Below are 19,351 nucleotides of genomic sequence, written 5' to 3'. Positions count from 1 at the left end.
CGGGCGCTGGCCGAGCTGCTCGCGGCCCACGGCATCCAGCCGGCCGCGGCCACGGCCGCCGACGCCGCGGCGCGCGCGGTGTCCGCGGCCCTCGAACGGGCCAGGGCGGACCGGGACCGGATCGCCGAACGGCGCGCCGAGGCCGCCGGGCTACGTGACGGGCTGACCCGGGCGCGAGAGGCGGAGCAGGTCTCCCACCAGCTCGGGACGTTGCTGCGTTCCAACGGATTCCAGCGCTGGCTGGTCGCCGCGGCGCTCGACACCCTCGTCGCCGACGCGTCGCTGACGCTGGCGGAGCTGTCGGGTGGGCAGTTCGAGCTGACCCACGCGGACGGCGAGTTCATCGTCGTCGACCACGCCGACGCCGACTCCGAGCGCCCGGTACGCACCCTGTCCGGGGGGGAGACCTTCCAGGCCAGCCTGGCGCTGGCGCTGGCGCTGTCGGCGCAGCTCACGATGATGGCGGCGGCCGGCGCGACCCGACTCGACTCGATCTTCCTCGACGAGGGTTTCGGCACCCTCGACGACGCGACGCTCGACATCGTCGCGACCACGCTGGAGAACCTGGCCGGCGGCGGCGGGGGAAGCGCCGGGCGGATGGTCGGCATCGTCACGCACGTCCGTGCGCTGGCCGAACGGGTTCCGGTCCGTTTCGCGGTGAGCCGCGACCAGCGCACCTCCACCGTCACCAGGGAGAACGCTTGACGACCACCACGGGCCTCACCCCGCCGGCCGCGGCGCCGTCGGCCGCCGGGGGCATGCGGTTCAGCGTCGACGCCTGGGATCCGAGCTACGGCACCAGCGTGGCCGGGGACGACCTCGCGGACTCCAGCGCCCGCGTCGAGGTGAACCTGGAGGTCAGGGCCGCGGCGTGGCGTCCCATGGCCGTGCCGTCGGCCAGGGCTCGGTCCGTCGCCGTGCCCTCCGCCGTGCTGTTCGTGGACGGCGTGCGCCGGGTCGAGGCGAGGGCCTGGATCCATGACCTCGCGCCGGACGGTGCCGCGGCGGCCTCCGCCGCGCCGGCCATCTGCGCCTCCTACGCCGGCGGCGTCGTCTGCTGCTGCGGCGAGGGCGCCCACCTGCTCGGTGCCCATGTCCGCCGCGGCCTGTTCACCGCCGCCAGCCACGCGACCGACCTGCGCACCGGCGGCGGCCGGTACCGCGTCAGGATGGCCAAGGACGGCCCCGACGGCCCGACCCTGGCCCTGCAGCAGGAGCTGCTCGAGCTGGAGGTCCGGACCGCCGGCAAGGCGCGCCGTGCCCACCAGCTGATCCAGACCATCGACGACGATGACGCCCTGTTCGCGGACGCCCTCGCGGGTGAGTTCGGCGTGGACGCCGACGGTCAGCCGTGGCCCGACCAGGGCGCCACCGACCAGCACCCCACAGACCAGCGCACCGCCGACCAGGCCGGCGGGCGGGCGGACGACCTGCTCGTCGTCGACGGCCCGCTGCGCGGCCGGACCCGCCTGCCCCGCACGCTGGGCTTCGTCAAGACCCATCACACCCAGTACCTGCCGGCGGCGCAGCACGCAGTCGTCGGGGCGCTCGACCGGGCGGAACGCACGCCGATCTTCCTGCTGAACAACCGCCGGGACGCCAGCTGGGACCGGTTCAGCTGGTATCTGCGTCTTCCCAGCCGGCCCGGCGCTCCCTGGGCCGGCGTCGCCCGCGTCGAGTGCCGAGCCGACCTGGCCCTGGACGAGGCGGTCGCGCTCGCGGACCTGAGCCAGGCGGTGCTGCCGCGGTTCGCCTCCCAGGAGTTCAAGGACGGCCGCGCTCCCCAGAACCTTTACCCCATCGCGGGGCTCGAGCGGGCGCTGCGCCGCCGCCTCGGCGACGCCCAGCTCCTTTACCGTTCCCTGCGCCGCGCCGCCGTCGGCTGACGGCGCGAACCGGCTGACGTCCGCGCGGTCGTCGGCCGACGGCGTTCTCAGCTCTTGGTGGCCCGGTAGTAGCGCAGGGCGCCGTCGTGCAGGGGGATGGGTGACGTGGCTATGGCGCTGCGCCGGTCCAGCGCGTAGGCGACCGGCACCCGGTCGGCGATCTCGGCGCGGGCGTCGAACAGGATTCTGGTCACCTCCTCGACCAGCCCCGGATCGGTGTCCGCACGAGTGATGAGCAGGTCGGGCACGGCGACCGTCGGCGTGTCGACGGCGTCGCCAGCCAGCGGGTAGGTATCGGCGAGGATCGCGCCGGAGCGGTAGACCGGGTCCCACTCGGCGTGCAGACCGGCGGCGAGCTGGCCGAGCGGGACCAGGCGGATCGGGGTCTGCTGGGCAAGCTCTGTGATACCGGTGGTCGGCAGGCCGCCTGACCAGAAGAACGCGTCGAGGTCACTGTCCTGCAGCGCGACCACCGACTCGTTGATGCCGAGCCGGCTGGTGCTCAGCGTCGCCGGGTCGATCCCCGCGACGGCGAGCATCCGTTCGGCGATCAGTTCGGTGCCCGACCCGTCCGAGCCGACCGACACCCGCTTGCCTGCGAGGTCGGCGATGGTATGGATCGGGGCGTCCGCGCGGACCACCAGGTGCACGTAGTCGTCGTAGATCCGGGCCAGTGCGCGGATCGGCACCTGGTGGGTGAACGGCGCCCGCCCGGCCACGGCCGCGGAGGCGGCGTCGGCAGCGGTGAACGCGAAGACGTTCGCCGACCGGGCGACCTGGCGCACGTTGTCGACCGACGCCGTGGTGGCCATCGCCTGCGCCTGCACCCCGCCGAGGCGGCGGTTGACGGCCGCGGCGAGCTCCACCCCGTAGGTGTAGTAGATGCCCTTGGTTCCGCCGGTGAGGATCATGATCGTGCCGTGCCGGTATTGGTTGTCCTGCTCGTCCCTGGCGACCGCCGCGACGGTGATGGCCATGCCGGTGAGCACCGCGGTGGCGGCGGCCACGACGGTGAGCACGCGCCGACGCGTCAGCCACCCGCGTGTCGGACGCCCCAGCCGTAACCGCTGCATGTCTGGACGACGATACCGGCGGGTGCTTGGGGACGGCAGGCCGTGGCCTGGCTGGCGCCTGCCAGCCAGGCCACGGGGACGCCTGTCTGCCGGGGTTACCTCTTGCCAGTGGTGACGGTGATGGTCACCGTGGCGGTGCTGGAGTAGCTGCCGTCCAGCTTGGACACGTCCACCACCAGGAACGAGCCGTCGTCCTGCTTGCCGTTCGGCAGGACCTTCGCCTTGAGCTGGAACGGCGCGGCGCTGTTCGTCAGGCCGGAGATGCCGAAGTCGCTGTCGTTGGCGACGACCAGCGTCCTGCCGCCGTCCGTCGTCGCGACTCCCTCGACCTTGTCGTGGCCGAAGAAGCCACCCGTCGGGTCGAGCGTGCTGACCAGGCCGGCGAAGTCGACGTACAGCGACTTCTTCACCGGGGTGATGCCGGCGGCGGTCAGCGTCGTGAGCGCGGCGGCGGTGGTGGACTCGCCGACAGTGCCCTCGATGGTCTTCTGGGCCGAGCCGAGAAGCAGGCCACCCTTGCTGGCGGCGTAGGTGGCGCCCGGGATGTTGGCCTTCGGGCCGACGTCGGTCGCGCCGGCCAGGTCAATCTTGAAGAACCGCTTGAACACCCCGGGCTCGAACTTCCCGTCGCGCTCGTCGACGAGGAACGTGCTGTTGGACAGCGCGGTGATCTCCGACACGGCGCCGGCGTTCACCTTCGGGTCGTCCAGCAGGTAGAGGTACTCGTGCGTGGCCTTCGTCCGCAGGTCGTAGGTCACGATCCGCAGCGGCGGGACGTTCACCGGCTTCCCGGACAGGTCAGGCTGCTGCAGCGCCGACTGCACGATCCCGACCAGCGTGTCGCCGTCGGGCGTGATGGTCAGGCCCTCCATGCCGCGGTTGGGCATACGGTTGCTCAGCTCCGCGGGCAGCGAGCCGTCGAACGGCGAGAGCCGCCCGATCTGCCGGCCGTTCGCGTCGAAGTGCGTGATGTACGGGCCGTACTCGTCGGAGATCCAGAAGGTGCCGTCCCGCAGCGCCACGATGCCTTCGGGGTCATAGCCGTAGGGGCTCGCCGCGAGCGTGTTGCCGTTCAGGTCCAGGATCGTCTCGCCGGTGGTCGCCTCAGTGCTGACCCGGCCGTTGTACGGGGAACCGTCCGCCGCGCGCAGCGGGATCGACCCCTCGAGCGTCGCGACGCCGTTCTTGAGCCGGAACTTGCCGATCGCGGGGGTGAAGTCGGGCAGCGGCTCGACCTTCACGCCGTTCGGGCCGTCGACGTTCGGGCCGCGGTCCGTGATGCCGTAGAACTCGTCGTTGCCGCCGCGCGGGGCCGGGTAGAGCGCGGAGCCATACGCCCCACCGCCGATCTTCACGCCGCCGATCGTCGCCAGTGGCGGCAGCTGCGTGTCGTACCGCGTGACGGCGTCACTCACCGTGTAGGAGAAGGAATCCGTGCCGGTGAAGCCGGGGTTCGGCTTATAGGTGAACGTGCCGTCCGGGTCGAGTGCGAGCGTGCCATTGGCCGGCTTGGTATTCGTTACCAGCGCTAGATTCTTGCCCTTGTCGTTACGCAGGATGCTGTCCCCGTGGCCACTGGCGGTCAGCGTGCCGCCGGCCTGGACCTGATAGCTGTCGTCCTTCGCCAGCGGCTCGTCGCCACCGGCCTGGGCGACGCCGGCGCCCAGCAGCGCGACGGCCACCGCCCCCGCCGCGGCCGAGGTGAGACGTATGCGGTTCATCCAGTTCCCCCACTGTCCGTCGCGTGCCCGACGGCACGCCGTCGGCGAGCCTCCATCTCGCCGATGGCCAGCGCCGGTCCCCGGGGTGGAGCGATGGTTAACCGGTAAAAACGTGTTGTTTCGACCTGCCGGGACTCCCTGGGCGACGAGCCCGGCGGGCGGCGGCCCAGGCCGGGCTCCGTGTCGAGCCCGCTGTCACCCGGCCGCCAGCCAAACGCGGAACCGGGACGTCAGGAGGCCGGTACCTTCACCAGGGGTGCGGCGGCCGCGAGAGCGGCGACGGGACGGCGCGGGACGCGCAGCGTCACGGCCAACCCGGTCGGCTCGGCCAGCGCGACCGACAGGGTTCCGCCGGAGGCGCCCAGCAGCGCGATGGCGATGCTCAGCCCCAGCCCGGAGCCGCCGACGTTGACGTTGCGCGGGCTGCGCCAGAATCGCCGGCCGACGGCGGGCAGCTCGTCGGGCGCGACGCCGGGGCCCTGGTCGCGCACGACCACCCGCACCGAGTCGGCGTCCCGGACCACGGCCACCTCCACGGCGGAGCCCGCCGGCGAGAACTTGATCGCGTTGTCGACCACCGCGTCGAGGGCGCTGCCGATCGCCGTGCGGTCGGCGTACCCCATGGCCTCGGACAACCCGGACTGGACGAGGACGACCTGCCGCGACGTCGCCACCGGCCGCCAGGCGGAGAGCCGCTCGCGGGCGGCCGCGGCGACGTCGAACAGTGCCGGGCGAGTGGCCGCGTGCTCGGCCTGGGCGAGCGCGAGCAGCTCGTCGAGCACCTCGGTGAGCCGGCGGCCCTCCGTCCTGGTCTCCTCCAGCTCGTCGAGCCACTCCGGGGGCAGGCCCAGCCCGATGTTCTCGATCCGCAGCAGCAACGCCGACAGCGGGTTGCGCAGCTGGTGGGACGCGTCCGCGACGAACGCCCGCTGCTGGGAGATCACCTCCTGCACGTGGTCGGCCATCTCGTTGAACGCGCTCGCGAGCCGGCGCAGCTCCGGCGGCCCGACCCGCTCCGAGACCCGGGTGGACAGCTGGCCGGTGGCGATGGCGTGCGTGACCGCGTCCAGGCTGTCGATCGGCGCGAGCAGCCACCTGGTCAGCCGCAGCGCGACCGCGAGGCACAGCAGCAGCGCCGCGATCTCGCCGAGGCCGAGCAGCAGCCAGCGGCGCAGCACCTGGCCGCGCAGCCGGTCGGTCGGGGAGACGGTCAGCACCGCCCCGATCACGTCACCGCCCGAGAGCACCGGCTCGGCGATCACGAGCGGCCGGTCCTGCCAGGGCCAGATCTGCGCCGGGTTCTCCCCCGCCCGCCCGCGCAGCGCCGCGTTCAGCTGCGCGCGCACCCGGGGGTCGGGGATGGAGGGCACCGGTCGGGAGGCCGCGCGCACGATGACGTCGCGGCCGTAGACGATCGCCTCGACGCCGTACACCTGGTCGTAGCGGACGAGCTCGCCGGCCAGCGCGCGGGTGCCGTCTGGCCCGGGGCTCTGCCCGGCCATGCCGGCGAACCGGGTGGTGTCGCCGAGCCGGTCGAAGAACATCGCCTGCTGGCGACCCTCCGCGATGCTGCGCGCCAGCGGGACGCCGAGCACGACGAGCGCCGCGGTCATCAGTGACAGCAGGATCACCAACAGCCTGGCGCGCACGGGACGGTCAGGCCCGCCGGCGGCGTTTCACGGCGGCCGCGGCCGCCGAGGCGGCCAGCTCTGGGACGTCCACATCCTGCTCGACCGCTGCCACGGCGGCGGTCGCGCCCGGCTGGGCGACCTTGGCAGGCGGTGGCGCCGGCGCGCCCGCCGCCGCCAGCCGGTAGCCGACGCCCCGGACCGTCTGGACGACGCACGGGTCACCCAGCTTGGCGCGCAGCGAGGCCACATGGACCTCGAGCGTGCGGGACGCCGACTGCACCGACGAGCCCCAGACCTCGCTGATCAGCTGCTCGCGCCGGAACACCACGCCCGGGGCCCTGGCCAGCTCGGCGAGCAGGTCGAACTCCTTGCGGGTCAGGACGACGGCCCGCCCGTCGTCGGCCGTCACCTCGCGGCTGTCGAGCTGGATGCGCAGGCCGCGGGTCTCGACGACCCGACCGACCTCCACCACACCGGCGCCGGCGGCCGAACCCTGCGGACTCGCGCCGCCGGCTCTGGGCCCCTGCCGGATCGCCGAGGCCGATCCGGCGGGCGCAGAACCGTCCGGCCGGGTGGCCGCCCCGCCCGGGTAGGCGGCGGTGTCGGCCTCGGCGGGGGCGAGCGGGTCGGGCCGGGAGCGGCGCACCACGGCGTGGATCCGGGCGATCAGCTCCCGCAGGTCATAGGGCTTGACGATGTAGTCGTCCGCGCCGAGGTAGAGCCCGTGGATGCGGGCGGACAGCTCGGTCCGCGCCGTCACCATGATCACCGGGGTGTTGGACACCTTGCGGATCCGGCCGCAGACCTCGAAGCCGTCGCGGTCGGGCAGTCCGAGGTCGAGCAGCACCAGATCGGGCCGGGTGTGCATGAGGTCCAGGGCACGCGCCCCGGTGCGGGCCCTGACGATGTCGAAGCCGTGCCGGCCGAGCACGCTGGACAGCGCCGCAGCTACGCGGTCATCGTCCTCCACGATCAACAACCGCATGGGGCACTCCCGTCCGGCGACGCCGCGCGCCCACGCGCGGCCCGCCCTCCTGGCATCACCGCCGCGGCCGGCCCATCGTCGCGCCGCCCGTCCTGCCTCGACAAGCTAGCACTCCCGCCAGCCGTGCTCCCGCGTCACGTTAATTCGGATCGCACGTAGCTCAAGACCACGTCCGGGTGGATGGCCGGCCGCCTGCCGGCGAACCGCGGTCACCACTGGGATAAAGCCGCTCAGCCGAACCGGGCCGTCCGAGCCATTTTCCCGGCCGCGGTGGTTGGCGACATCTTGTTCCGCATTCCCGACCGCCAATGGGGATCCACGATTAGGAAAGGCGACAGGATGCGCCGACCAGCGGCCCGGACGGGTTTCCGCCAGCCGGCGCTGGGGATGTCGGCTCAGCCGGCGGGAGCCGGCAACGTGTCGTCGGCCGGGACAGGTACCGCGACCCGGCGGCGCGCTGGTCGCCCGCGCGGCGAGGCGTCCGCCGGCCCGGCGTGGACCGTCGCGGACAGGAACGCGGCCACCAGGCAGAGGAACGCCGCGCCATACCAGGCGGCCGTGTAGGTGCCGGTGGCCTCGCGCACCCAGCCCGCGGCGACGGCCGCCACGGCGGCGCCGAGCTGATGGGAGGCGAACACCCAGCCGAAGATCACCGGGGCACGTTCGGGCCCGAACACCGACCGGCACAGCGCGATCGTCGGTGGCACCGTCGCCACCCAGTCCAGCCCGTACACGACGATGAAGGCGATCATGCTGGGATGCGGCTCGGACGAGAGCAGCAGCGGCAGCCCCGCGAGCCCGAGCCCACGCAGCGCGTAGTACGCGACGAGCAGGTAGCGGCTGTCGAAGCGGTCGGTCAGCCAGCCGGACGCCACAGTCCCCACGATGTCGAAGATCCCGACGACGGCCAGCAGCCCGGCGGCGGTGACCTCGGGCATCCCGTGGTCGTGCGCCGCGGGTATGAAATGCGTGCCGATCAGACCGTTGGTGCTCATGCCGCAGATGAAGAACCCGCCGGCGAGCGCCCAGAACGCCCGGCTCCTGACCGCGGTGGCGAGCCCGGTCAGCGCCGCGCCAGCGGCCCGGGCCGCGCCCACCGCCGGCTTGGGGCTGCCCGACGCGTCGAGCGCGGCCGGGTCCGAGGGCTCCGGCTCGGGCGCCGCCCCGTAGGGACGCAGGCCGACGTCGCTCGGATGGTCACGGATCCCCGCGATGACGAGCGGGATCACGGCCGCCGCGGCGACCGTGACCGTCAGCGCGGCGGCGCGCCATCCGTACCGGTCGACCAGCACCGCGAGCACCGGCAGGAAGACCAGCTGCCCGGTCGCTCCGCCCGCGGTGAGCACACCCACCACCAGGCCGCGATGCCGCTCGAACCACCGGCCGGCGATCGTCGCGGCGAACACCAGCGCCATCGAGCCGGTGCCGAGGCCCACCAGCACGCCCCAACAGACGATCAGCTGCCAGGTGGCGGTCATGAACACGGTCAACCCGCTGCCGGCCGCGACCAGCAGCAGCGCCACGGCCACCACCCGCCGGATCCCGAACCGTTCCATCAGAGCCGCGGCGAACGGCGCCGTGAGCCCGTAGAGGACGAGGTTCACGGAGACCGCCGAGGAGACGGCCGCCCGGGACCAGCCGAACTCCTCCTGCAGCGGCAGGATGAACACGCTGGGCACCGCGCGGAACCCGGCGGCCCCGACGAGCGCGACGAACGCCACCGCGGCCACCACCCAGGCGCGATGAAGCCGGAGGGCCTGAGATCGCCGCGTCCGCGGCGTCCTGGGACCCTCCGGCTTCGAGGACGCTGGTCGAGGGGCCTGCTCGGGCGCGGAGGTCACCAATCCAGCATGCCGGACATACCGGCCACCCGGTGCCCCCACGACGTCAGCCGTCTCCCTGCTACAGGTCGGCCACCTGGCCGATCACCTCGGAGCCGAGGATCTCCAGCGGGCGGATCCTGACCACGTCGGTGACCCCGCCGATGACCTCCTGGATGCCCAGGGCGGCCAGCCGCTCCAGGTCGGCGAGGATCGCGCCGACGTTCTTGCCGCCCTCGCCCGGGTCGAACGCGTAGTAGGCCGTCTTGATGATCTCGTCGTAGTCGCGCCCCACCGCCTCGCAGTGCCCGCGCAGCACCGCGAGCTTGTGCTCGAGGTCCGGGCCGGAGAAGAGGTTGCAGGCCTGGCCGTAGCGGGCCACCAGCCGCAGCGTCTTCTTCTCGCCGCCGCCGCCGATCATGATCGGCGGGTGCGGACGGCTCAGGCTCCGCGGCACGTCCAGCGGCCGAGCCAGCTGGTAGTGCTTGCCGGCGTAGGGGCTCTCGTCGTCCGACCACATCGCCAGGCAGATCTGGAGCGTCTCCTCCAGCCGCTCGAACCGCTCCGCGACGGGCGGGAACGGGATCCCGAGGCCGGCCGCCTCCTCCTCGTTCCAGGCGGCGCCGATGCCCAGCCACGCCCGCCCGCCCGACAGCACGTCGAGCGTGCTGATCGTCTTCGCGAGGACGCCGGGCTGCCGGTAGACGGTGCCCGTGACCAGCGTCAGCAGCTTGACGCGCTCGGTGATCGCGGCCAGGTAGCCCAGCGTCGTGTAGGCCTCCAGCATGTCGTGCTCGGGCGGGCCGACGAACGCGATCTGGAAGAAGTGGTCCATCACGGCCAGTTTGTCGAAGCCGGCCGCGTCGGCGGTCCTCGCGATCTCGGCCAGATCCGCGCCGAGCCGCGCCGGCCCGCCGGGCCAGGTGAAGTCGGGGATCTGAAGTCCAATCCGCATCAGGCGTGGCCCTTCTCCGGGTGGGCGGGCGCCGGAGCGCTCGCCGGTCGGACGCCGAGCGCCCGACCTGCGTGGTCAGGGGTCTGTGCACCGCCGCGCGGCCGCCCACGGCCTGTGCCCGGCGGGTGGTGCTCTCTGCCCGGGCCAGGCCCTGACGGCCCGCGCATGCTCGACGGCGGGCGGGGTATCCCGGCCGGGGCACACCGACCGAGATGCACGACTGCCCACGACCCTATGCCCGCCATGACTATGACGTCGCCGCGCCGATACCTTCGCCGCACCCGCTTCGCCGCGCCAAGCCCCTCGGACCAGGCGCGGCCCGTCAGTCGTGCTGCAGGCCAGGTGCCGAGATCCGAGCCGCGGCCCGGGGCCCAACGGGCGGACGCCTATCCCCCCGGCGGGTTGTCCACGCCAGCCACCCGCCACGCCCCGTACCAGCGACACCCGCCGTCGATGACCGTGAAGCAAACAACGAGAAGCCGACCAGTGACAGAGGTCGTCCAGAACGCATTCAGCACGCTAACTTCGCCCAACGCGCGAACAGGCCATTATCGCCGGGGAAACACCGACCCTCTGGTTCTCGCCGGAATCGGCGACAATTGCCGCATGTCGAGGCCCGCCCGTCACCAGGTCCGGCGATTCAACGACGGGCGGTGTTCCTGGGTCGCCGCGGCCGAGGCACGGGTGTCCGCACGGATCGCGCCGCCCACCGGACGACCACGCGACGTCGGCGCGGGCGACGGCGAGCGCGCGAGGTGATCACCACCGGGCCCCCGTCGCGCCGGTACCGGATGATCCGCGTCGGCCAGCTCCTGCTGCTGGTCGCGGCCGTGACGCTGGCGGCCGCCGGCTTCACCGCGGCGCCCTGGCTCGACGTGATGGCCTGGCCCCTGCGCAACACGTTCAGCCTCGCGGTGGGCCTGCTGTGCGTCCTGCGCGCCGTCCTCATCCGCGGCGACCGGGCGCCCTGGGCGATCCTCGGCGGTGGGTTGCTCCTCTACGGCGCGGCCACGCTCTGCTCGTCCCTCACCGGGTACGTCGTCGAGGGCAAACAGCAGGCCATCCCGCCGTCTGTCATCGACGCCGGCTGGCTGGCGTTCTACCCGGCGTGCTACGCGGCCGTCATCCTGCTGCTGCGCCACCGCCTGCTACGGCTACCCAGGAGCCTGCTGCTCGACGGGCTGATCGGCCTGCTCGGGGTCGCTGCGCTCACCACCGGCCTCGGCGTGGTCATGAAGAGGCGCGAGCCCGAGCTGGGGCTCGGCGACCTGCTCATCGCGCTGGTCTACCCGCTCGCCGACCTGCTGCTCGCGCTGCTGGTGCTCAGCGTGTTCGGCCTGCTCGGCCGCCGCGCCGGGCGGGTGTGGTGGCTGCTCGGCTGCGGCCTGCTGTGCTTCGTCGCGGCGGACACCGCGCTGGCCTCCCAGACGGCGACCGCGGGCGGCTTCTCCCCCGGCGGCCCGTCGGACGTCCTGTGGGCGCTGTCCCAGCTGCTGCTGGCGTTCGCCGCCTGGCAGCGTCAGCCACGCCAGCCTCCGGCCAGGGCCGCGGGCTGGGGCATCATGCTCATCCCGACGGTGCTCGCCCTCACCGCGCTCGGCATTCTGGTGGCCGGGCCGACCGTGCGCCTGCCGCTGGCCGCCGTCCTGCTCGCGGCCTGCACGGTGATCGCCGCGCTCGCGCGGGCGGGCCTCACGTTCGTCGAGATGCAACGGCTGGCCGAGTCCAAGGCGCTGGCACTCACGGATGACCTCACCAGCCTGCCCAACCGGCGCGGGCTGGACGAGAGGCTGCGCGCGGCCATCACCCGCGCGGCCAGCGCGGGGCACTCGCTCGCCCTGCTGCTCCTTGACCTCGACCGGTTCAAGCTCGTCAACGAGTCGCTCGGTCACCCGGTCGGAGACGAGGTGCTCATCGAGGTCGGCGGGCGCATCGCCACGGCGCTGCGCCCCGGGGACGTGCTCGCGCGGCTCGGCGGCGACGAGTTCGCCGTGCTGCTGGAACGGACCGACGGCGTCGGCGCGCACCTGGTCGCCGACCGGGTGCGCGCGGCACTCGAGGGCGACTTCCACGTCGGCACGCTCACGATCCCGGTGGCGGCGAGCATCGGCGCCGCGGTCTACCCCGACCAGGCCGCGGACGCGGACGAGCTGCTGAGGCGCGCCGACATCGCCATGTACGCCGCCAAGAAGCGGCACACCGGCGTGGAGCACTACGACCCGAGGGCCGCCGACGCGTCGCTGATCGAGCTCACCCTGACCGAGGCCCTGCGGGTCGGCATCAGCGGCGACCAGATCGAGGCGCACTTCCAGCCGAAGGTCGAGATCGCCACCGGCCGGATCCGCTCGGTGGAGGCGCTGGCCCGCTGGAACCACCCGGACCGCGGCCTGCTCGCCCCCGACTCGTTCGTGCGGCTCGCCGAGCACGCCGGGCTGATGCGCCCGTTGACCACCGCCGTGCTCGACCAGTCGTGCGCCCAGCTGGCGAGCTGGCGCTCCGCCGGCCTCGACGTCACGGCCGCGGTGAACATCTCCGCGACCGACCTGCTCGACCGGGCCTTCCCCGACCATGTGCTCGGCCTGCTCGCCGCGCACGGCCTTGGCGCCGACGCGCTCGAGCTCGAGCTCACCGAGACCACGCTGATGCTCGACCGCGCCCGTGCCACCGCGGTGCTCACCGAGCTGCACGATCTGGGCGTGCGCATCGCGGTGGACGACTACGGCACCGGCTACTCGACGCTGGCCTACCTGTCCGGCGACTTCCCGGTGGACGTGCTCAAGCTGGACAGGTTCTTCGTCAGCCGGCTGGAGTGCAACGACGTGGCCCGCAAGATCGTCCGGTCGACCGTCGACCTCGCGCACGACCTCGGCCTGCGGGTGGTCGCCGAGGGGGTCGAGACGGAGCGGGGGCTCGCGCTGCTGCGCGAGTTCGGCTGCGACCTGGCCCAGGGGTTCTACGTCGGCGAGCCCGGACCAGCCGAGCTCATCACCGCGAGGCTCACCGCGGCCGCGACGCCCGCCGGGCCTCCCGGCACCGTCGCGGGGCCGTGAGCCTCACCGCTAGGCCAGCCCGACCCGGCCCGAGCTGGTGGGACACGCTGCCGCTGACCGAGGGGCCGCCCGACGCGCCGGTGGCGCTCGGTGGTGGCGCCACCCCGGACGCGCTCATCGGCGCCTACCGGGCCGGCGTGTTCCCCTGGCCGACCGAGGACGAGACCGATGACGACCAGCCCGACGACCGGACAGCCGGGCAGCTGCGCCAGCTCGCGCTCGCGCTGCGCGCGGTGGGCCGCGGGCTCGGGCGTCGGCCCCGGCCGGGCTACCTGCCCTGGTGGTGCCCCGACCCGCGGGCGGTGATCCCGGTCGGCGCGGTGCGCACCACCCGGTCGCTGCGCGGTCGGATCCGGTCCTGCGGATGGACGACCACGATGGACCAGGCCTTCGACGAGGTCGTCAGCCGCTGCCGGCGGGCCGCGCCCGAAATCTGGATCACCGACGAGCTGCGGGCCGGCTACACCCGGCTACACGCGCTCGGCTGGGCGCACAGCCTCGAGGTGTGGGCGGGCGACCAGCTCGCCGGCGGCGCGTTCGGCATCCTGGTCGGCGGGGTCTTCGTCGGCGAGTCGATGTTCCACAGCGAGACCGACGCCTCCAAGGTCGCGCTGGTGGACCTGGACGCCCGGTTCGCCGCCGCGGGCGGCCGGCTGCTCGACGTACAGATCGCCAGCGACCACCTGGGCCGGCTCGGCGCCGTCGAGATCCCACGGGACGACTACCTGGCGACGCTGCGGGCGGTCCGTGACGACGACGTCCGCCTCGTCACCGACCGGCTGCCCGTCGCCCGGCTGCTTCACCCGCCGCCCGCGGATCCGGTCCCACCGGTCGCCTCGCCCCCACCGGCTGTCTAGCCCGGGCTCGGCCCCGGGCTCGTGGCCCGCCCTCGGCGCCCTGTCCCGGCCCGCCGCCGGTACGTATCAGACCGCCGGATCGTCGTCGGAGCCGTCCGCCGGGTTCTCGTCGTCCGCGACCCGGCGCAGCGGGAACCGGTCCGCCGCCGCGGCGATGACGCGCAGCAGCTCCTCGATCTCCTCGTCCGTGTTGACCGCCGTCACCGAGAGCCGGAAGCCGGTCTCGCCACGCGGCACGATCGGGTACGGCACGAGAGTGGCGAGAATGCCCTGCTCGAAAAGGAAGCGCCCGAGAGGCTCGATGAGGTCGGGATCGGCCAGCGGCACCTCGACGATCGGAAACCCGGTCGTGTTCAGCGTGTTCAGGCCGAGCGCGCGGATGCCGTCGAGCACCCGCGCCGTCCGCCGGTACAGCTCGGCTCGCCGTTCGTCGCCGTGGGCGGCATTGAAGCGCAGACCCGCCTGCGCGGTCGCGAGCGAGGCCACCGGCGGCGGGCCTGAATATGTATATGGCCCCGCGGTGATCCGCAGGAAATGCCTGATCTCGGGTGGACAGGCGACGAAGGCCAACAGCGACGAGTAGGCCTTGGAGAAACCGCCGACGAGCACCACCCCGTCGTAGTCGCCGCCGAGGTGTCGGACGATGCCGTTGCCCCGCGATCCGTAGGGCGAGAGCTCGTCGGCCGACCGCTCCCCCAGCACGCCGAAGCCGTGGGCGTCGTCGATGTAGAGCACCGCGTCGTACCGGCGGGCGAGCTCGACCAGCTCCGCGAGCGGCGGACCGTTGCCGGTCATGCTGTTCACCCCGTCGACGCAGATGACGCGGGGGTAGCGGTCGCTCGCCGCGAGCTTGCGGGCGAGGCCAGCCAGGTTCTCCTCCCGGAAGCGTATGACCCGGGCCCCGCGGGCCGCGGCCATCCGGGCGCCCTCGTGGATCGTCTGGTGAGCCCGGAGCTCCAGGAACACCGCGCCGGTCCCGGCGAGCGCTGGCAGCACGGAGATGTGGATGTGGCTGATGGTCGGCAGCAGCAGGGTGTCCTCGGCGCCGAGGAGCTCGGCGAGCTCCGTCTCGATCTCCCCGAACAGCCGCGGGTTACCGACCAGCCGGCACCAGCTGGGATGGGTTCCCCACCGGGCGATGTATTCGGGGACGACCGCGCTGATCTCGGGTTCGAGGTCGAAGCCGAGGTAGTTGCAGGAGGCGAAGTCGATCAGCCAGTGGTCGCCCACCCGGATGCGGCGGCCGTCGATCTCGTCCACGACCGGGTCCCAGAACGGGACGCGGCCACGCAGCCGGTGCATCTCGGCGAGGCCGCCCGGCGGCTGGGCCAGCACCCGGCCGAAGGCCGGTGCGAGCGATCTCCTCATGGTCGGGACCGCCACCGATGCCGGGCCCTCGACTGTGCGCGCGGACACGAACACGATCACCCCCTGCGTGACCACCGGCATGGCCCCGGCGCGGGCATAGATCGTCTCGCGGGTCCGGGCAATACGGGCGATACGAATCTTGTGGCAAATCAGGCTTTACGTATTTCAACGATAGCGAAGGGTACCAATTACGTCTATAGATATCCGTCCGCAGTCTGATCAACGACAGTCCGTCCGATGTCGACGATGCCGCGACCGCGCGAACGCCGAGGTGGGCCAAGGTGGGCGGCCGGCCGCCGACGGCCGACCGCCGGGAAAGACATTCGAACGGTTCGGCGAAGGAGGGCCTACGCTGAGTTCGATCTCACGCCGCGACAGTCCGGGCTGAGGCTGTCAGGGCGGCGGCGAGAACCTCCGGCGGACCGCCTCCGCGGTGACCCTGCCCACCGCATTCGGCGCGCCGGACGGGTGTTAGGGTCCGCCTATGGTTGACTTGGCCCCAGATCCGCTACCGGCCCCGACGGCGCAGACAGCCGAGTCGGCGGCGCCGGGAGCGGCCCGGCCGCGGGCGGCGGCGCTGCCCTCCGTGCCGTACAACGGCTGGGGTCTGCGTCGTTCCTGGACGCTCTTCTCCGAGCACCGCAAGAAGCCCGTGGACCCGCCGCCCAGCTTCTACCGGCTCATCGCCGCGGACTCGGTGCGCCAGCTGTCCCGGTACACCTCGGTCGCCGGCCAGGACGTCCTCGACGTCGGTGGCGGCCCTGGCTACTTCCGGGACGCGTTCCTCGAGGCCGGCGCCCGCTACTGCTGGGTCGAGCCGGACGTCTCGGAGCTCGCGGTCACCGACGTCCCGGGCCGGATCCGGGGCAGCGCGCTCGCGTTGCCGGTCCGGACCGACTCGTTGGACATCTGCTACACGTCGAACGTGCTGGAGCACGTCCCGGACGCCGCGCAGATGTGCTCGGAGCTGGTCCGGGTGACCCGCCCCGGCGGGCTCATCTACCTCAGCTACTGCACCTGGCTGTCCCCGTGGGGCGGCCACGAGACCTCGCCGTGGCACTACCTCGGCGGCAACCGCGCGCTCGCCCGCTACGAGCGGGTCAACGGCGAGCCACCCAAGAACATCTTCGGCGAGACCATGTTCGCCGCGTACGTCGGTGACACCCTCGCGTGGGCTCGCTCCCGGCAGGACGTCGTCGTCATCGACGCCCTGCCGCGGTATCTGCCCGACTGGTCCAAGCCGATCCTGAAGGTGCCCGGCCTGCGCGAGCTCGTCACCTGGAACCTGCTCCTGGTGCTCCGCAAGATCTGACACCGGACGGGCTGACCCCCCGGACCAGGCGGTGGCCCGCCCGGACGAGGCGGTGGCCCGCCGCTACGGCGGGCGGCGGGCCGGAACCGGAACCGGAACCGAAGCACCGGGTCAGGATCCCAGCAGCACCCGTAGGTCCACCCGCATCAGCCACTGGTCCAGCTTGAACGGCGGATAGGGCCACGTGAGGCCGTCCAGCACCATCTGGTTCACGGGCAGCCACAGGATGCGGCGTTTCGCGTCGACGCCGCCGCGCCGCACCCCGACGTACCTGGTCGTCGGCCCCCGCAGCTTCGTCAAGCCCGTGTCGACCGTGGCCTTGATCGAGAACGTCATCTGTTTGCCGGCGCCCTCGGGCCGAACCGCCTGAAGCAGCCCGTCCAGCCCGACCAGCAGGATGGTGTCGGTCGCCGGATCGGTCGTCAGGCTGCGTACCAGGCCGCCGCGGCCGGTTCCCGCCACCAGATACTCGGGCCGGCACTCGATGCCGAAGGACTGGGTCCAGTCACCGGTGGCGGGCGCCCGTAGCACCAGGCTTCGCTCCCGGCCCAGCTTCGGGTACACGGCCATGGGGTCCGCGCGCAGCCCGTCCGCCTTCGTGCGTGCCACGTAGAGGTTCCCGGCCGAGTCGAAACAGGCTGACTCCATCCGGGACCAGTCCTGCACGGCGCGCACCGCGGTGCTCTTCGGGACGATCCGCCCGGCGGTGGCCGAGTAGGAGAACTCCTGGATGGGGAAGGGCTGGAACGTCCCGCCCTCATCCCGGCAGTCGCTGATGAGCACGAACCGCTCGTCGTCGGGCTCGCTGGACGGGTCGGCGACGACCTCGCGCGGGTTGACCACGACCCGGATGCCCACCGGCGACGTCGGCGGATACTGCCACCACGCGCGCAGCCGCCCCGTCAGGTCGAGGACGGCGAGGGCGCCGGACTGGGTGCCGGTCAGCGGGTCTCCGAAGTACTGCGCGACCACGAGGTGACCCGAGCGCGGCAGCCGGGCGACGGAAGCCGGCCCGCGCGCGGACCGCGGCGCGAGGGCACCCGCCATGGGAAAGGCCTGGGCGGCCGTGGGGCTCCCGGTCCGCGTCGCCAGCTCGCCGGCCGTCAGGGACAGCGACCGGTCGTACCGCCAGGTCCTGCTGGGTCCCGGGCGCAGCTGTCCGAAGGTCGGGTACTCCCCCTCGGTCAGGACGTTCCAGCCGTGGAACGGCACGGCCGAGACGAAGACCAACCGCTCGCCGCCCTCGGGATCCGGAACGACGAGCACGTCGCTGACGTCGGCGCCGCCGATGCCCCGCTTCGCCGGGTCCGGGCTGGAGATCGCGGTACGCCCCGCGGTCGAGGGGATCACCAGCCGACTGAACCGGAGCCCGGCCTGGTCGAAGACCGCCAGCTCCATGGTCGACCCGGTCGGCCGGGTCTGGTCGTCCGTGAACGGGGTGGTGCTCATGAAGACCGTGCCATCGGCGGCCACCGTGGTCATGTAGGCGGCCTGGCCGGGGCCGAACCCGAATCCGGGCACGTCGATCGTGACCGCCGGTGCGTGATCGGCCAGCTGGCCGAACGTCCCCGGCGCCCCGTAGACGGTCAGCGGCCCCGACCCGGCCGCCGTCTGCCTCTCGGGGCCCAGCACGCGCACCGCCGCCGTGCCGGCGCCGGCGATCGCGGCTCCGAGACCGGCGGCACCGACGAGCAGCCGGCGGCTGGGGCCGCGCCGGGGCGGCCGCCCACCGCTGGATCCCGGCGCGGCGGACGTCGTCGCCTGCCGCGCGGCCGGGCGCGGTTGAACGCCGTCTGATCGCCGAACCGGATTCACGCCCTGCTCTTCTCGACCGGCTCGACCGGCTCAGTTCTTGCCGGTGCGGGGACGGAAGACCAGCGTGTTCACATAACGGTCACCGGTCTTGCTGATGATTGCGCGCAGGTAGCTCTGCCCAGCGACGTCCGCCATCGCGCGTTGGTGCCCGACGAGGTCGAAGTCCGCCAGCGGCTGCCAGAGGCCGTCCTTCAGATAAATGCCCTCATAGCCCCAGCTGTCGATCAGGCTCAGGGTGTCGGCGGCCGGCGAGTGCCGCTCCTCGACCTCGACGATGAGATTCGGCTTCCAGCGCCGGACGATGCCCTCCGCGCCGCGCAGCGCCGCCAGCTCATGCCCCTCCACGTCGATCTTGACGAGACCGACGTCGGACACGTCGAGACTGTCCAGCCGGATCGTCTCCACCTCGGTCGACCGGCCGAAGTCTCCCTGCTGGTGCAGCGAAGCCCGGCCCTCGGTGCCCTTGCCGCCCGGTGGCAGCCAGAGGGTGGCCGTCCCCGCCTCGTCGGAGGCCGCGGCACCAACCACGGTCACGTTGGGGGGCGCCGTCCGCCGCACGAAGTCGGCGAGCTCCGGGTTGGCCTCGACCGTCACCACCGACTTCGCGGCGCGGGCCAGCCAGTGCGTCCACGGCCCGTACCAGGCGCCGACGTCGAGCGCGGTCTGGTTCGGTCCAACGAACATCTTGACCAGGCCGAGAACGGGTTCGAACCGTCGGTGCGCGTAGGCGACAGTGGTCGCGAAGACCCGGTCCGGGATGCGCTCGGCAAGGGCACTTTTCAGTTCCATGGACAGCTCCGTTTCAAGCGATGAGACAGCCGCTGGCCGAGAACGCCGCCGCGCGCGCCCAGAGCCGATCGTTGTCCGCCAGTGACGGG

14 protein-coding genes are annotated in these 19,351 nt (G+C 72.9%); 5 read left to right on the top strand and 9 right to left on the bottom strand.

The features are described 5' to 3' along the window. Window positions 1-705 (top strand): SbcC/MukB-like Walker B domain-containing protein (locus FRCN3DRAFT_RS0210885; RefSeq protein ID WP_007517028.1); only part of this gene is annotated, 705 nt, incomplete at its 5' end. Further along, on the top strand, window positions 702-1,886 hold the full coding sequence (locus FRCN3DRAFT_RS0210880; protein WP_007517029.1) for a hypothetical protein: 1,185 nt from the start codon (window positions 702-704) through the stop codon (window positions 1,884-1,886). The genes FRCN3DRAFT_RS0210885 and FRCN3DRAFT_RS0210880, both read left to right, overlap by 4 nt. Window positions 1,887-1,933: 47 nt before the next feature. Here FRCN3DRAFT_RS0210880 and FRCN3DRAFT_RS0210875 read toward each other — a convergent pair whose 3' ends face one another. The 6 genes from FRCN3DRAFT_RS0210875 to FRCN3DRAFT_RS0210850 form a co-directional block, all read right to left on the bottom strand. Next, window positions 1,934-2,905 carry a TAXI family TRAP transporter solute-binding subunit gene (locus FRCN3DRAFT_RS0210875; RefSeq protein WP_232794006.1) on the bottom strand — a complete coding sequence of 324 codons (972 nt, stop codon included), beginning with the start codon at window positions 2,903-2,905 and terminating at the stop codon, window positions 1,934-1,936. Window positions 2,906-3,054: 149 nt separating this feature from the next. Next, a complete protein-coding gene (locus tag FRCN3DRAFT_RS0210870) occupies window positions 3,055-4,680 on the bottom strand; it encodes an esterase-like activity of phytase family protein (RefSeq protein ID WP_007517032.1) in 1,626 nt (541 codons plus the stop codon). A gap of 230 nt (window positions 4,681-4,910) precedes the next feature. Continuing rightward, entirely contained in the window at window positions 4,911-6,329 is a 1,419-nt protein-coding gene (locus FRCN3DRAFT_RS0210865; RefSeq protein WP_027140463.1) for a sensor histidine kinase, read from the bottom strand. Between the two features lie 7 nt (window positions 6,330-6,336). After that, window positions 6,337-7,296, bottom strand: a complete 960-nt coding sequence (locus FRCN3DRAFT_RS0210860; RefSeq protein WP_007517036.1) for a response regulator transcription factor — start codon at window positions 7,294-7,296, stop codon at window positions 6,337-6,339. A gap of 395 nt (window positions 7,297-7,691) precedes the next feature. Continuing rightward, window positions 7,692-9,029 (bottom strand): MFS transporter, encoded by a 1,338-nt coding sequence (locus tag FRCN3DRAFT_RS43870; protein WP_232794005.1) that lies wholly within the window; start codon window positions 9,027-9,029, stop codon window positions 7,692-7,694. Between the two features lie 169 nt (window positions 9,030-9,198). Beyond that, a complete protein-coding gene (locus FRCN3DRAFT_RS0210850) occupies window positions 9,199-10,071 on the bottom strand; it encodes an LLM class F420-dependent oxidoreductase (protein WP_007517039.1) in 873 nt (290 codons plus the stop codon). A gap of 755 nt (window positions 10,072-10,826) precedes the next feature. Here FRCN3DRAFT_RS0210850 and FRCN3DRAFT_RS0210845 point away from each other — a divergent pair. Both FRCN3DRAFT_RS0210845 and aat read left to right on the top strand, forming a co-directional pair. Beyond that, on the top strand, window positions 10,827-13,121 hold the full coding sequence (locus tag FRCN3DRAFT_RS0210845; RefSeq protein ID WP_007517042.1) for a putative bifunctional diguanylate cyclase/phosphodiesterase: 2,295 nt from the start codon (window positions 10,827-10,829) through the stop codon (window positions 13,119-13,121). Continuing rightward, entirely contained in the window at window positions 13,118-13,978 is an 861-nt protein-coding gene (aat, locus tag FRCN3DRAFT_RS0210840; RefSeq protein ID WP_007517044.1) for a leucyl/phenylalanyl-tRNA--protein transferase, read from the top strand. Before FRCN3DRAFT_RS0210845 ends, aat begins: the two co-directional genes overlap by 4 nt. Window positions 13,979-14,044: 66 nt before the next feature. On the opposite strand, the gene FRCN3DRAFT_RS0210835 is transcribed toward aat, so the two are convergent. Beyond that, entirely contained in the window at window positions 14,045-15,346 is a 1,302-nt protein-coding gene (locus FRCN3DRAFT_RS0210835) for an aminotransferase class I/II-fold pyridoxal phosphate-dependent enzyme (protein WP_051466810.1), read from the bottom strand. A gap of 484 nt (window positions 15,347-15,830) precedes the next feature. Between FRCN3DRAFT_RS0210835 and FRCN3DRAFT_RS0210830 the strand changes: the two genes are divergently transcribed. After that, the gene (locus FRCN3DRAFT_RS0210830; RefSeq protein WP_007517047.1) at window positions 15,831-16,658 is read left to right on the top strand and encodes a class I SAM-dependent methyltransferase; all 828 of its coding nucleotides are present in this window, start codon (window positions 15,831-15,833) and stop codon (window positions 16,656-16,658) included. Between the two features lie 111 nt (window positions 16,659-16,769). Here the strand turns inward: FRCN3DRAFT_RS0210830 and FRCN3DRAFT_RS0210825 are convergent, their stop codons facing one another. Continuing rightward, window positions 16,770-18,473, bottom strand: coding sequence for a hypothetical protein (locus FRCN3DRAFT_RS0210825; RefSeq protein WP_232794004.1), 1,704 nt, complete (start codon window positions 18,471-18,473; stop codon window positions 16,770-16,772). A gap of 30 nt (window positions 18,474-18,503) precedes the next feature. Then, the gene (locus FRCN3DRAFT_RS0210820; RefSeq protein ID WP_007517051.1) at window positions 18,504-19,262 is read right to left on the bottom strand and encodes an FkbM family methyltransferase; all 759 of its coding nucleotides are present in this window, start codon (window positions 19,260-19,262) and stop codon (window positions 18,504-18,506) included. Between the last annotated feature and the right edge of the window lie 89 nt (window positions 19,263-19,351).

Origin of the sequence: Pseudofrankia saprophytica, from assembly GCF_000235425.2 — a bacterium.
Classification (GTDB): Bacteria; Actinomycetota; Actinomycetes; order Frankiales; family Frankiaceae; genus Pseudofrankia; species Pseudofrankia saprophytica.
This window is presented reverse-complemented; position numbering and strand designations above follow the sequence as displayed.

Bases quoted from the DNA above. Each gene is read 5' to 3' on its own strand.
- FRCN3DRAFT_RS0210870 (WP_007517032.1), bottom strand. From the start codon at position 4,680: ATGAACCGCATACGTCTCACCTCGGCCGCGGCGGGGGCGGTGGCCGTC.
- FRCN3DRAFT_RS0210860 (WP_007517036.1), bottom strand. From the start codon at position 7,296: ATGCGGTTGTTGATCGTGGAGGACGATGACCGCGTAGCTGCGGCGCTG.
- FRCN3DRAFT_RS0210850 (WP_007517039.1), bottom strand. From the start codon at position 10,071: ATGCGGATTGGACTTCAGATCCCCGACTTCACCTGGCCCGGCGGGCCG.
- FRCN3DRAFT_RS0210835 (WP_051466810.1), bottom strand. From the start codon at position 15,346: ATGAGGAGATCGCTCGCACCGGCCTTCGGCCGGGTGCTGGCCCAGCCG.
- FRCN3DRAFT_RS0210830 (WP_007517047.1), top strand. From the start codon at position 15,831: ATGGTTGACTTGGCCCCAGATCCGCTACCGGCCCCGACGGCGCAGACA.
- FRCN3DRAFT_RS0210820 (WP_007517051.1), bottom strand. From the start codon at position 19,262: ATGGAACTGAAAAGTGCCCTTGCCGAGCGCATCCCGGACCGGGTCTTC.